Source organism: Ochrobactrum sp. P6BSIII (genome assembly GCF_014138065.1).
Taxonomy (GTDB): Bacteria; Pseudomonadota; Alphaproteobacteria; order Rhizobiales; family Rhizobiaceae; genus Brucella.
The window spans coordinates 431081-445656 of sequence record NZ_JACGXB010000002.1; the positions used below are offsets into that span (position 1 = coordinate 431081).

Below are 14576 nucleotides of genomic sequence, written 5' to 3' on the forward strand. Positions count from 1 at the left end.
TTGATTTTGAAGCGTATTCCGAAAAGTGACTGCCAGTTTTCGGATCAGAATGCGGGCTCTTTGTTGATTTTCCTGCATCCGACAAGAATGAAAGGGTATTCGCATTGAACCTCGACCATTCGGCGGAAATTGCAAGCGGCACCGGAGCAAGCGATATCGGAACGCGCGATATCAGGGAAAGCAAGCCCGACAATCTCTCCATCTGCCGTCTTTGCGCCGACGTTGCTGTGATCGCCTGGGATATTCCAAGCCCGGCACGCCAGTCGACCAAATGCGCGCTTGAAATGCCTGTCCAGCCGGTACCGCTGCTGAGCGTCGGCATTCCGCTGGAAAGTGGCGGTACACGCATGTTCTGGGCTATGCGCACCGGCACCGAACCTGTTGAATTTGCGCTTTCTGCGGGCTCCCTCGGCCCCACGGTTCAGTCCATTCTCTATCCGGCCAATGAGCTTGCATCCTTTGATAGCGAACGCATGCTGTCAGACCTGACCTTGCCGGGGCATATCAAGCTGCTTTCGACCATTTTGACCACATGGCGCAGCGCTTTCCGCCTGTCGCGCAATCAGACTTTTGCAGCGCTTGTTCGCGACATCACGCTGGCGCTGACACCTGAGCCGCGCGAAATCCAGAACTGCGGCCAGCCGGTTGCCGGGCATCATCTGCTGGAGACTGCTGTCGATCCGATGCTGGGCGAAATTTCAGCCATCTATGGCGTCAGCAATGGAAGCGTCATCGTTATCCCTCCGCGCTTCACGGTCGGCCAGCAGTCGCACAAGGCGTGGCAGCCCTGCCATCTTCTGGTTGAATCTCCGCAAGCCCTGCCCTCATCGTTCCTGTTCGTGCTGACCGGACAGAAGGGCGTTGCGATCCGTAAATTATCCGATGGTCCCTCGGAACCGATGGATTTCGGCAAATGGTGGACGAAATGGCAGGGCAATGCCGATCTGCGCGAATTTCTGGTCAGCCAGCTCGCCAAACTCGATCCAAGCGGCCCGGCCGTAGCCATTGACCTGCAAAGCCGTTCGCCTCTTCCTGTGCGCCAGATCACACAATCCGCAAGCCATAACCCGGCGGCGGAAATCGACCTTGCGCTTGCGCTGGATAACGGGTTGATCGTCGGTGGCTGGTATCACGATCCATCGGCGATGCTCGGCGATATCGAATATCTGCCTGCCAATGGCAGTGCTATTTCACTGAAAGCCCATTTCCACAAATTTCCCGGCAAGATCGCCAAGCGCGAAGATGCGCCACAGGCCGATGTGACGGGATTTGTCGCGTGGCTGCCTGCGGCCAAGAACCTTGGCCCGCTTCTGCAACCGCGTTTCCAGATGCGGCTCACATCCGGAGCAACCGCGCCATTGGTCCCTGCCGCGCAGCCATTCGAACCGGCAGAGCAGCGTAAGCGGATCTTGCGCGCCGTGCCGCCACAGCATGCACGCCCGAAAGTGTTTGAGACCATTCTCGCTCCCGCTCTGACCGAAGTGGAAAAGAAGCTGGGCGCGACCGTGCGCATTTCAGAGATCAAGGATTTCGGCACCACGCCCGCCAACCCGGTCGCGTCGATCGTCATCCCGCTTTATCGCAATCTCGATTTCCTGCGCTTCCAGTTTTCATCACTGGCAACCGATCCCTGGATCGTCGCCAATGCAGAACTCATTTTCGTTCTCGATTCGCCGGAAATACACGACGACACCGAGCATATGCTGGGTGGCCTGCATATCTTGCATGACCTGCCGTTTCGCCTTGTCATCATGAACCGCAATGGCGGTTATGCCCGCGCCTGCAATGCGGGGGCAAGCGTTGCAACAGGTACGGCCATTGTGATGCTGAATTCCGACGTCGTGCCGGAAAAGCACGGTTGGCTGCAAGAATTGCTGCAACCGCTCTTCGACAACAAGCGGCTCGGCGCTATTGGCCCCCGACTTCTGTTTGAAGACGGCTCGCTCCAGCACGCAGGCCTCTATTTTGCCCGTGACCGCCACGGCGTCTGGCTCAACCATCATTACTACAAGGGCATGCCCGGCAGCTATGCGCCTGCCCTTGTAGGACGCGATGTTCCCGGCGTTACAGGCGCCTGCCTGATAACGCGCAAGGACATCTTCGATCTGGTCGGTGGTTATACTGAAGACTATGTGATCGGTGACTATGAAGACAGTGATCTCTGCCTGAAAATCCGCCAGCTTGGCTTTCAGGTTTACTACGACCCTGCCGTCGCGCTGTATCATTTCGAGCGCCGCTCGATCCGCCGTAGCGCTGATTATATGCGCGGCCTTGCCAGCCAATATAATTCCTGGATGCACACCCAGCGCTGGGACGAAGACATCACCGACCTGATGGCTCCGCCAGAGGATGAGGCGCAGACCGCGCCGTCGTCCAATGTGATCGTTGCCAAATATGAAAGGAGCGTCGCTTGACCGACGTGGTAGCGCTGAAACAGCCTGAAACCAAACTTCCAATTCCCGAAGAACAGATCGGCTGGCTGACACGCGCCGTCTTGAAGAACCGCTTCCTGCCCTCACCCGACCCCAACAGCGTGTTTGTGGGCGACGGCGATTTCCGGGCCGTTGGTGCGGAGTTTCTCGGCCATTTCATCCGCAAAGGCGGCCTCAAGCCGGATGCGCGCGTTCTCGATATCGGATCAGGCATCGGACGCATGGCTGTTCCGCTGACCCAGTATCTCGACCCTGCCAAGGGTCGTTATGCGGGCATTGATCCGGTGGCTGGTGGCACGAACTGGTGCCGTCAGCACATCAGCGCGCTTTATCCGAACTTCCAGTTTCAGCACATTGATATAGCCCATGCGCTCTACAATCCGCGTGGCGCGGTCGACGGGCATCACCTCGTCCTGCCGTTTCCGGACAAGAGTGTCGACTTTGTCATCATGACGTCGGTGGTGACGCATCTCGCCGCTGACGAAGTCAAAGTCTATCTGCGGGAAATTGCCCGTGTGCTGGCGCCGGGCGGCAAACTGTTCATGACCGCCTTTGTCGTCGATGACATTGCCGCGCGTGACCGCCATGGCAAACGCGACCCGCGTCTCAGTTTCGAACGCAGCGGTGCAGGCCCGTGCTGGTATGTGCCGGAGCTGCCGCCACTCGCGGCCGTCGGCTTTGAGAATGGCTTTCTGGATCGCGCCCTTGCGGGCGTCGGCCTGACACTGGAACTGAAATCATTCGGCCACTGGCGCGGGATCGCATCCGACCACTATCAGGATCTGTTCATTGCGACACGTGGAGGCGCTGTCTGATGGCCCAACGCGTGCTCGTCGCTGCCCATAATCACCCCTCCCTGCATCCCGGCGGGACGGAAATATTCGCGCATGACCTGTTCCGTGCCTATCAGCGTGCGGGTTGCGAAGCATTATTCCTCGGAGCCACCAATAAGGTTCACCGTCAGGAACGCCCGGGAACGAGCTTTCAGAGCATCGGCAATGGCGGCGATGAAATCCTGCTCTGGTCTGGTCATTTCGACCGTTTCAACATGAGCCAGGTCGATCTCTACGGCATAGTGCCGGACATTGTGGAACTACTGAAGGATTTCCGCCCGGATGTGGTGCATCTTCACCACCTGCTGCTGCTCGGTGCGGAATTTCCGCATATTGTCCGCCGCACATTGCCCGATTGCCGTATCGTCCTGACGTTGCATGACTATTACCCGATCTGTCACCATGACGGTCTGATGGTGCGCACAACGGGCAAGGAACTTTGCTACGGCGCCAGCCCGGATCGCTGCCATGCCTGTTTCAAGGACATAGCGCTCGACAAATTCGTGCTGCGCGAGCGCCACATCAAGTCATTGCTGAGCGCGGTTGACGCCTTCGTGTCTCCAAGCGAATTCCTGAAACAGCGTTATGTTGACTGGGGTCTGTCGGAAGAACTGATCAGCGTCATTCCAAACGGCCAACCGGAACGCCCTGCCATCGACACCCCACGTCGCGAAAGAACCAAGCCTGTGTTCGGTTATTTCGGCAATCTGAACCCGTGGAAGGGCGCGACTGTTCTGCTCCGGGCAGCGCAGCAGCTGATCAACGAGGGCTTCGACTTCGAATTGCGCGTGCATGGCGCGGCACCCTTTCAAAGCGAAAGCTTTGTCAGCGAGATCGACCAGCTTTTCTCTGAAACCGCCCCTTTCGTGCAACGGCGTGGCGCTTATCGGCGTGAAGATATCGCGCAACTGATCCGTACCGTCGATTGCGCCATCATGCCATCGATCTGGTGGGAGAATGCGCCCCTCGTCATTCAGGAAGCACAGGGACAGGATTGCCCTGTCATCTGCTCCAGTATCGGCGGCATGGCTGAAATGATTACGGACGGCGTAAACGGCCTGACCGTTCCGCCCAATGATCCGCAGGCGCTGGCGGAAGCCATGCGCCGCATGGCGGAAAACCCGGAGCTGCGTCAGTCACTCAGCGACAATGCACGCCATCCGGACACCATCCACACGACGGCTTCGCACTATCTCGATCTGATCGGGACATTGCGTACGGCCCGTGTCGAGGCAGCATAAGAGGTACAATTATGAACATCGCGACCAAAGTTCCAACCGAAGGGGCAGCAAAACCGGCAGCAGCACAGGCTGCATCCGCCGCACCTCAGAGGACCGAAGCCATGAAAGGACGCGTTGACGCCATCGAGGAAGGCCGCCTTTACGGCTGGGCGTTCGATCCCGGAGCGCCCACGGAACGGCTTTTGATCCGCGTTCTGCTCGATGACAAGCCCATCGCGGAAGCACCGGCGGACAAGGAACGTCCCGACCTGAAGCGCAACGGCATTGGCGATGGCTTGCACGCTTTCGAAGTGATGCTGCCGCAATTCGCCGCCGCTCGCGCCGGTGAACTTGTTGTCGTCGCAGCCAATGCGGCAGGCAATGAGCAGAAACTGCGTGTACCGAAACCCGACGAACAGGCCGCTGAAGCGCTGATTGCTGCGCCGATGACGCGCATTCTCGACAAGCTCGACATGTTGATGGCCGCGCAACGCCAGTTGCAGGTCAACCAGCGTTCGCTGCAACGCGTGGCTCCGGTGCTTGATAGTTCAGGCAATGCCGCACCTGCCGAAATGGCAGACATAACCGCATCCGTGGATGGCTTGCGCACCGATCTGCATCAGCGCATGACAGAACTCGACGTGCATATCATGCGCATGGACGGTGTGGTCGCCGGGCTTGAAAAGCGCATGGACGACGTGCGCAAACGGGCCGGTGGCGACGTGAAAATGTTGTTCATGCTCATGTACGTTATGGCCGGTTTCGTTGCAGGCGCTATCCTGACGCTTTTCATGATGCGCTGAGGGGAAACCCATGACGCAAGACGAAAGACCCGCCACACAGCAACCGGCAGCAAAACCTGCCCGGCTATCAGAACGCCCGCCCATGATGATGGAAGGCGAGATGGTCGTCGGCTGTGTGGTCGAGGAAACGCTTCTGCTTGTGCTCGGCATCGGCAATGCGAGCGGCGATCAGGTCACGGCCTTTCTGAACGGCGATCCCGCGCTTAGCGTCAAGGTGAACCTCGTTACCTGGCCGCTGAAAGAGCCGTCTCCCGCTGGCACTCATGGATTTGTGGCCATCGTGCCAACGGGCATTTTGCGCCGCGGCATCCTCAAGACGGTGATGTTCCAGCATAAGGCCAAGGTGGCGCGCTATAATTTCGCATCGCGCGCTGCGCCCGTCGCCGATTTCGTCGCCATGATCGGCGACCTTGCCGGGCCAAGCCTGCCAACCGTCATCGATGAACTGGTAGAAGGGCTGATTTCCGGTCCTATCGGGCGCAAGAAGCTTGCCGCAATCACCGTTCTGTTGCAGGTCGGCGCGCGCTCCGATGGCTGCATTGAGCTGATTGGCGGCAGCGACGAAGGTGAAATCTTCGTTCAGGGCTGGGCGCAGGATCTGACGCCCGCCGTCACGCGACTTCTCATCAGCGGTAAAAACTCTTCGCTGGCAGAATGTTCGATCAGCGTTTTCGCACGCCCTGATCTCAACGATCAAGCGTCGGGTTTTGCCGGTTTGCTGCTCGCCAATGAGCCAGTTGAACCGAACGATATCGAACGCCTGTTATTTCGCGGGCGACGCGGCTGGCGCTTCACGGAAGTCTATGATCGCAGGCTGCTGGCCGGATCGCGTGAGACGCCGGGGCATATTCGCGCCATCCTGCCGCGAGTGCGCAGTTCGACGGATATCCTGCTCCGGCTACGCTCTGCAGCCAATCGCTTCGACGGCGGCGAGACCGTCTCTGGCCTGCCCTTCCCGGTGCGGCTCGGCATCGACAATGTTTTTCGCGTTGAGGGCAGCGGCATTCTGGTTTCTGGCTGGCTGCTCGATCCCGACAGCCATGTGGAAAGCGTCAAGCTGCGCCGCCATCGCGGCGAGATACAGGTCGACGGCACATGGACCCGCTATGACCGGCCGGATGTAACCCACGAGTTCGACAACCAGCCGCCCTTCAATGCCGGTCTCGACCCCAACCGTCATGCGCATGGTTTCGTAGCCTTTGCGCCCGAACTTGCGGGCGACAGTACGTCACCCTTCTATATCGAGCTTGCCATCAGCGATGGACGCCGCGCCTTTCATCCGCTGACGCCGACCCGTGTGACATCACGCGATGCGATTGTCCGGCAGATACGCGCAACCGACCCCAATGCCTGGGCGCTGCGCCACATTGTCGATCAACAGCTTGTTCCCCTGCTGAGCGGCGTCAGTCGTCCAGCACCTGAAGTGTTCGGCGTGGTCGATCTCGGCCCGTTCGAAGATGCGGTAAACCACGCCGCCAATCTGGCGATCATCATCGGCGTCGATGAACGGGTAGAAGAGATAGAGCCTCTGCTGGCCCTGCTCGCACTCGATCCCGAAACCCGCATCGCGCCGATTGTCGTGGCGGCGGCAACGGAAATCATCGACCGCATCGGGGTGCAAGTTCGAAGGCTCGCCGACTTCTATCGTCTGCGTATCCGGCTTGTCTCGGCAAGCGGTTCTGAAGACCTTTACGATGCGCTGGAAGTTGGTGCGCGCGCCGTCACGACTGACAAGGTGGTGTTTCTGGCAGGCTCGCTTTTGCCGCGACGCGCCGGCTGGCTGAACAAGCTCGTCACGGCCTACGACGCACATCACGACTGCGTTTTGTCTCCAACGCTCGTTTACGAAGACGACTCCATACGCTGGGCCGGAACCTGGGTTGCCGGGCCGCAATCCGACAGAGCCCTCATCAGCCGCTATGCCGGTTATCCAATGGATTCCGTTTCCGGCATGTCACTCACAGAAGTCGCCACGGCGACCTTCGAATGCTGCATCCTGCCGCGTGATGCACTGTTTTCGGTTGGCGGTTTCACACGCGGCTATCTCGGCACGCATGAAAAAGGCCTCGATCTCGGCTTGAAACTCAAACAGTCCGGTCTGCGCTCCTACTGGCTGCCATCGGCGCAGATGCTCGGATCCGACGATGTATCGGTCACTGACAGAGCATCAACCATCGCATTGATCGAGCGGATCGACCGTCAGGTCTTTGATGCACGCTGGTCGAAGATTCTTGCTGGCAGGCGCAGCGCACCGATTGAGGAACCCGCATGAGCGATAAACTCCGCGTTCTGGTCATCTCGCACGCCCACCCGTCGATCTCGCTGGGCGGGGGTGAAATCGCATCCTATAACCTGCACAAGGGTTTGAATGCCATTCCCGGCGTGCAATCGGTCTATCTGGCCCGCGCCGGACACCCCATCCCGCGCCACGGTACCACGGCATTGATGAGCATGCGCCGCGCCAGCGACGAAATCCTGTTTCACGCCGACGAATATGATCACTTCTACCTGTCGAACAAGAACACGGACGAAATCCGCCGAGATCTCCTGCGCTTCGTGCGCGATTTTGATCCGGATATTGTGCATTTCCATCATGTGATGGGGCTCGGGCTGGAAACGCTTTATGCAATCCGCGAGACCTTGCCGGATCGCATCATTCTGGTCACGTTCCACGAATTCCTGTCGATCTGCAACAATGACGGCCAGATGGTGAAAGCCGGAACCTCGAAGCTCTGTAACGAGGCCTCACCCATTGATTGCCACGCCTGCTTTCCGCAGGTTCCGCCAGCACGGTTCCTCAAGCGTGAGCGCTTTGTGCGTGGAATGCTGGAGCTGGCCGATGCCTTCATCTCGCCAAGCCAGTTTCTGGCAAACCGCTATCACGAATGGGGGCTGAACCCCGACAAGATGGCTGTCATCGAGAACGGCATCGCCATCCGCGAGGTTACGCCTCCGCGCGAACTGACCGGCCCGAACCCGCGCCGCAGCCGCTTTGCCTTTTTCGGCCAAATCAATCCGTTCAAGGGCATCGACGTATTGGTTGACGCGGTATCGCGTGTGCCGGAGCAGGTGTGGGGTGAAGATTCCCGCCTGATGATTTTCGGTGGCAATCTGGAAAAGCAGCCACCTGCCTTTCAGGAGCGGATGCAGAAGCTGATCGAAGAGGCCGGTCCCCGCGTGCGTTTTTATGGCGCTTATCAGAATGCGGAAATGCCGCGTCTCATGCAGTCGGTCGACTGGGTGGTGATGCCGTCCATCTGGTGGGAAAACTCACCGATCGTCATCCAGGAAGCCTTGCATCACCGCCGCCCGGTGATCTGCTCCAATATTGGCGGCATGGCCGAGAAAATTCGCGATGGCGAAGACGGGCTGCATTTCCGTGTTCGCAGCGCTGAAGATCTGGCCGACCGTTTCACAGAAGTTCTAAGCGAACCGAGTATCTGGGATCGACTTCACAATTCCGTCCGTCGTCCTGTACACTATGTTGATTGCGCCAAAGAGCATCTCGACCTTTACAACCGATTGCGCGAGGCAAAGCCTCGCAAACCGAAGCCGGCAGTGAGTGAAACTGTCCTCTCTCAGGCAAGCTGAGCCTGGCTTACCTGGAATCATTGTCTTACGCATTTCCGAACGCAAAACCGTTTCACACTTTTGCTGGAAATGCTCTTATTAAAGGAAAACCGAATGGCCCGTGCCCCCCGCGCCCTCGTGATGATTCCCGCTGGAGAAGTGTATGACCACGACAATGTGCGCTGGTATCGTCACACCGACGTGCAGGGCAGCATCAATCACTATCACAATATTGGCGATGCCTTTGTGTTCGAGTCATCGCTCAAGCTGATGAACTATGAAAAGGCGTCCGAGCTTCCCATAACCGCTTATTCGCCGGAAAAGATCGACCAGCTGCGCGAGGATTATGACTATGTCATTCTGCGCGGCTCGAACTATGTGAACAAGGACATGAACTGGCGCGAGAGCATCGCCGTCTTGCAACGCTTGAAGCTCCCGGTCATCGCCTTTGGCATTGGTGCACAGGCCCCCTCCAAGGGCGCGCTGGAACTTTCAGAAGAAACCAAGGCCGTGCTACGCATCATCGCGGATTCGACCGTCTCCATTGGCGTGCGCGGTGCATATACGGCGCAGGTGCTGAACGATATTGGCATTCGCAATGTGCGCATCATCGGCTGCCCCACGGCCTTTCGCCGCAACAACCAGCATTTGCGCATCAAGCTGCCGCCGCTCGACAGCGTAGAGAAGGTTGGCGTCACGGTGCGCCGTGAGGTTTCACCTGCCTATGCACAGGACATCGAGCAATATCTTACCCGTCACCGCGACCTCATCAAGGCAATGGCGCGGCGCTTCGACGTCACGCTGATGGCGCAAGGCGAGATTGATGAGAAAAAGATGGTGTTCGGCACGCCCGAACAGAAGGAAGATGCCATCGCCGCTCTGAAGGCACATCGCTGGACCGCCGATTGGTATTTCGACGAAGAAATTGAAAATCTCTACCGGAACAAGATGTTCTATTCCGATGTTGTGGCCGATTATGAGAACCTCGTGCGCCAGCAACAGCTGGTGCTCGGTTATCGCCTGCACGGCAATCTGATGGCGCTCGCCAATGGCGTGCCGTCGATCTATTTCACTTATGACAGCCGCACGGCCGAATTTGCCGAGACCTACAAAATTCCAAGCTATGACGTTTTCAGCGACAAGCCGTTCCGTCTGGAAGATTACTGGGATCAGTCGCTGTTCGACAAATATAACCGCGCATGGTTCGAAACCTATGCGGAGATGAAGCAGTTCCTCGACGAAAACGGTATCGACAACAAGATGACCGATACCGGCCTGCCAGTGGAAACGCTCAAAGTCGCCTGATCCTTGATTATTTCGAGCGTCTTGCCTTCACCGCCGATGGTTTGGGACTGTCGGCGGCAGTGGGCTTATCCTTCTGCTCTTCGGCAAGCAGTGACCATGCGGCAATGAACATGGCAGCTATTAACGGCCCGATGACGAAGCCATTGATACCGACCAGCGAAATGCCGCCAACCGTCGAGATCAACACCACATAATCCGGCATGCGCGTGCCCTTGCCGACCAGCGGCGGGCGCAGCAAATTATCCACGAGACCGATAACCAGCGTTCCGATCAGAACGAGAATGACACCCTTGCCCCAGTCTCCGCTGACAAAGAACCACACGGCGGCAGGCACCCAGACAAGCGCCGCACCAACCGCTGGCAGCATGGAGAAGAAGGTCATCATCACGCCCCACAACAGGGCTGCCTCAATCCCCAACAGCCAAAAGGCAATGCCGCCGATAGCGCCCTGAATGATCGCGATGATGATATTGCCCTTGACCGTCGCGCGGATGACGGCGGTGAATTTTTCCAGAAACTGGCGCGTATAGTCGTCGCTCAGCGGAATAGCCTGCCGGATTCTGCGTCCAAGGTCCGCACCATCGCGGAACAGGAAGAACAGCAGGTAGAGCATGATGCCGAAGCCGATGAAAAATTGCAGCGTGTTCTGGCCGAAGCTGACGAGACGACCAGCGAAAAGCTGGCTGCCTTGCAAAATTGTCGCTGAAATACGTGACCGCCATTCGGCGAAGCTGCCAAGCTCGAAGCGTTTGAGCCAGTCTTCCAGCGAATCCGGCAGCACGGAAAGAATGCTGGTGATGTAGCTGTTAAGGTCAAATTCGCGGCTGCTCAGCCGTTGGTAAAGGGAGTTTCCCTCCTGAACCAGCGAGCTGAAAATGATCAACACCGGAATGATGACCAGACAAATACACATCAGCACCGACAGGAAGGCTGCAAGATTGCGCCGCCCGCGCAGAAGCCGCACAAGATATTGCTGAACGGGATAGAAGATGACGGCGAGAATAACCGCCCACAGGACCGCAGTGTAATAAGGGATAAGCAGCCAGGCGAAGGCGATCGTGACGAGCGCCAGAAGAATATAGAAACTAACGCGCTGGACGGACATATTCACTCACCGACATTGTCTTGGGAGTCGACCCTGCCCAAAATCTGCTTTTTATTCAATAGCGTATTTCCGGCAGAGCCTTGAGAGGCTTTACCGGAAACAGCTAAAAACAGGAACATCTGGCCCTATTAAGATGTCAGGCTGCGGCTCGAATGGAAGATGTCGCCGCTTGCGGCAAAACACGTGCAATGACGCTGAGAAGATCGCTTTTCGACACGACGCCGACCACAAATCTGTTCTCGTCCACGATCACAGCCACATGGGTGAGACCATCGGTCAGAACTGGAAGCAGGCTCAATGCAGCATCATCCGGCCCAGCCGTAATGGCCGGAATCACATGATCCTTGAGGCTTTCGCCCGGCTGGATCAATTCACGCAGGCCAACCATGCCAGTCAAACGCCCATCGGAACCCGTCACAGGCAAGGTCAGGATACGATGGCGCAACAGCAGATTACGCGCCTGATCGGCGGAATCGGTTTCACCAATGCTGATAACATCGCGCGACATGATGTCGGCGCAGGTGAGATCACCATGGGCGCGGATCGATGCCTGCAACTCAACCTGTCGCAACAACCGGCCAAGGTCGTTGCGGTCGATGTCGTAGCTCTCATCCAGCGTGTTCAGTGCCTCGTCGATATCCTCTTCCCGGATGCCCGTTCGCACTGAAGGAGGCAAGTCCTTGGTCTCGTGCAGGCTCACTGGTACAGCCGCCGCATTATGCGGATATTTCCGCCGGGCAAGCTTGTGGAACAGGATACCCACTCCCACCAGCAGACAGGAATTGAACCCGACCGGCACGAGCGGAAACCACAGGCCCCAGCTTGCGACCGCCTGACCGCCCAGCACAGCCGTCAGCGCAGCAGCGCCGCCGGGTGGATGCAGGCTGCGGGTTACGGACATGGCGGCGATTGCAAGCGCAACGCCAAGCCCGATAGCAAGAGCCGGGTCGCTGACATAGCGAGCGACAATCAAGCCTACCAGCGCTGAAATCGTGTTACCGCCGATGATCGACCATGGTTGCGCCAGCGGACTGTTCGGCACGGCAAATAGCAGCACCGCCGATGCGCCGATGGGCGCAACGATCAACGGCAGATGCGGGCCGTTGCCCAGCAGAAGACCCGAGACAAAACCGGTGAGAGCGATGCCAACCAGCGCCCCAATGCAGGCAATCGCGCGCTCGCGCAGCGTCGCACCCGCAAGAAGCGGATTAAACAACCGGAATCGCGACACAGGCGACCCGTTATGGTCAGGAGATTTCTGTCGGGTCATGTCACACTACAGCCAGAAGCGGCCTGTCTATTCCAAGCTTTCCCGGGAACTGCAACAGCTCCCGCTATTGATGAGCGTGAGTATCCTGTCTCCGACATATGCGAACAAGAAAGCAAATCCGCATGTATCGGAGGGGAAAAGAAAATTCTTCCGCTATTGAAAGCTTATCAAGAATATCGGTCTCACCAGCATTTCCGTTCCCAATAGCATAAGCCCGACGAGAAACCAGAGGCGAAACCGTTCCGGACTTATTTTCTGGCGAAAAACCTGCCCAAGTGCCATGCCTGCCAGCGCTGGCAGGACGGCAGCGAGCGAAATGAGGAGAATATCACCGCTATAAGCCTGACGCGACGAAAGCCCGATGGCCAACGCAATGGTCGACACTGTAAACGATAATCCCAATGCCTGCACCAGATCGTCTTTCTTAAGCCCCAGCGCCTGAAGATAGGGAACAGCGGGAATGACGAACACGCCGGTCGCACCGGCGATCAAGCCAGTCAGAAGACCGATCAGCGGCGAGAGCCAGACTTCGTGCCGAGCCGCTACGTGCCATTGCCGGGCCAGCAGCGTATACCCCGCATAAACGACCAGACATGCGCCGAGCAGCGCGGTGGTCAGGCTCGTCTCGCCGTCGACCAGCATGAAGGTGCCGATCCACGTTCCGGCGATGATTGCCACAATCATGGCCCAAAGGCGCAGAGCCAGCGCACGAAAACTCGGCCCGGCCAGAAGCTGCCAGACATTCGTAATGAATGACGGGACGATAAGCAGGCTTGCCGCTGTTAGTGGTGAGATCAGTGCCCCCAACACACCCATGGCAACAGTTGGCAATCCCATGCCGGTCAGGCCTTTGACGAAGCCAGCGCCGAGGAAAGTGAGGGTAATCGTGACGATAAGTGCAACTGATTGGGTCATGCTTTCGCTATAGAGAAATCCCCGTATTGCGAAATGCGGAAGTTCCATATTCTGCCTTCGGCTTTACCGAAGGCAGAATATGGGCGATAAATAAGCATGCGTTTCGACCTTACAGACCTTCGCCTTTTCATCGCCGTTGCCGACGCCGGAAGCATTACGCACGGCGCTGCGGAAGTGGGGCTCGCCCTGCCCTCCGCAAGCGAACGCCTGCGCGATATGGAAACCATTGGCGAGGTCAAGCTTCTCGAACGCGGCAGACGTGGTGTTTCGCTCACTGCGGCCGGGGAAGCGCTTGCGCATCATGCGCGCATCGTGCTGCGCCAGATGACCGACATGCATACCGATCTGATTACCCATGCCAAGGGCATGCGTTCAACCGTGCGCGTGGCGGCCAATACCGCCTCTGTAACCGAATACCTTCCCGCGCGCCTTGCCCGGTTTATGGCCGACAATCCGCAAATCGATGTCGAGCTGAAAGAACGGCAGAGCGCGGAAATCGCAAGGTCTGTTTCCGGCGGTTTTGTTGAGATCGGCATATTGTCGGACGCTGTCGACACCGCCGGATTGGTTCTCCTCCCCTTCACCATAGACAGGCTGGTTCTCATTGCGGGACAAGACCATCCCCTCGCCGCCAGAAAATCGACCTGCCTTGCCGATGTCCTGCACGAACCGTTTATCGGGCTCTATTCAGGCGCACTTTACGATCACATCGAAGCCCATGCGGCACGTCTGGGCGTCACGCTGAAGACGCGCACGCGGCTGCGTACATTTGAGAGCATCTGCCCGATGGTCGCCGCAGGCGTCGGTCTGGCAATCATTCCGGAACTGGTTGCGCATCGTATGACGACGACAACCAGCATCGCGCCAATCCCTCTAACGGATGCATGGGCCACACGGCACCTGTCGCTTTGCATACGTTCGCTGGATGAGCTGACCTCATCGGCGCGTGCGCTGATCGACCATCTGTCAGAAGAGAGCCCGCTGGACAGCGAGAAACTCCCCGACGATTTAATCTCTACCAGATCGCTCTAGGCCGTGCACTCATAAATAGGCTAGCTATTTGAATGGATTAGTTATTGAAAGGCCTCGGATTTGGAGGTCTTTGATGTCACGTCGCCGCTAT

11 protein-coding genes are annotated in these 14576 nt (G+C 57.9%); 8 read left to right on the forward strand and 3 right to left on the reverse strand.

The annotated features are described in order from the left end of the window. The first annotated feature begins 104 nt into the window (after positions 1-104). The 7 genes from FHW00_RS04315 to FHW00_RS04345 all read left to right on the forward strand — a co-directional run bounded on the left by FHW00_RS04315 (position 105) and on the right by FHW00_RS04345 (position 10163). Positions 105-2414, forward strand: coding sequence for a glycosyltransferase family 2 protein (locus FHW00_RS04315; protein ID WP_210276444.1), 2310 nt, complete (start codon positions 105-107; stop codon positions 2412-2414). Then, positions 2411-3247: a class I SAM-dependent methyltransferase gene (locus tag FHW00_RS04320; RefSeq protein ID WP_078337049.1), complete on the forward strand. Its 837-nt coding sequence runs from the start codon at positions 2411-2413 to the stop codon at positions 3245-3247. Before FHW00_RS04315 ends, FHW00_RS04320 begins: the two co-directional genes overlap by 4 nt. Next, entirely contained in the window at positions 3247-4506 is a 1260-nt protein-coding gene (locus FHW00_RS04325; protein ID WP_078337050.1) for a glycosyltransferase family 4 protein, read from the forward strand. Before FHW00_RS04320 ends, FHW00_RS04325 begins: the two co-directional genes overlap by 1 nt. Before the next feature lie 11 nt (positions 4507-4517). Continuing rightward, positions 4518-5288: a hypothetical protein gene (locus FHW00_RS04330; protein ID WP_078337051.1), complete on the forward strand. Its 771-nt coding sequence runs from the start codon at positions 4518-4520 to the stop codon at positions 5286-5288. A 10-nt stretch (positions 5289-5298) separates the two neighbouring features. After that, entirely contained in the window at positions 5299-7560 is a 2262-nt protein-coding gene (locus tag FHW00_RS04335) for a glycosyltransferase family 2 protein (RefSeq protein ID WP_078337052.1), read from the forward strand. After that, on the forward strand, positions 7557-8879 hold the full coding sequence (locus FHW00_RS04340) for a glycosyltransferase family 4 protein (protein WP_078337053.1): 1323 nt from the start codon (positions 7557-7559) through the stop codon (positions 8877-8879). The genes FHW00_RS04335 and FHW00_RS04340 overlap by 4 nt, the downstream gene beginning before the upstream one ends. 93 nt (positions 8880-8972) lie before the next feature. Next, positions 8973-10163, forward strand: coding sequence for a polysaccharide pyruvyl transferase family protein (locus FHW00_RS04345; RefSeq protein ID WP_078337054.1), 1191 nt, complete (start codon positions 8973-8975; stop codon positions 10161-10163). 7 nt (positions 10164-10170) lie between these two features. Here FHW00_RS04345 and FHW00_RS04350 read toward each other — a convergent pair whose 3' ends face one another. The 3 genes from FHW00_RS04350 to FHW00_RS04360 all read right to left on the reverse strand — a co-directional run bounded on the left by FHW00_RS04350 (position 10171) and on the right by FHW00_RS04360 (position 13453). After that, positions 10171-11268: an AI-2E family transporter gene (locus FHW00_RS04350; RefSeq protein WP_078337055.1), complete on the reverse strand. Its 1098-nt coding sequence runs from the start codon at positions 11266-11268 to the stop codon at positions 10171-10173. 136 nt (positions 11269-11404) lie between these two features. Further along, positions 11405-12538 (reverse strand): HPP family protein, encoded by a 1134-nt coding sequence (locus FHW00_RS04355; protein ID WP_078337056.1) that lies wholly within the window; start codon positions 12536-12538, stop codon positions 11405-11407. A gap of 153 nt (positions 12539-12691) precedes the next feature. Continuing rightward, positions 12692-13453: a sulfite exporter TauE/SafE family protein gene (locus tag FHW00_RS04360; protein WP_078337091.1), complete on the reverse strand. Its 762-nt coding sequence runs from the start codon at positions 13451-13453 to the stop codon at positions 12692-12694. 96 nt (positions 13454-13549) lie between these two features. Between FHW00_RS04360 and FHW00_RS04365 the strand changes: the two genes are divergently transcribed. After that, complete coding sequence (locus FHW00_RS04365) at positions 13550-14485, forward strand: LysR family transcriptional regulator (RefSeq protein ID WP_078337057.1); 936 nt, start codon at positions 13550-13552, stop codon at positions 14483-14485. Positions 14486-14576 lie beyond the last annotated feature (91 nt).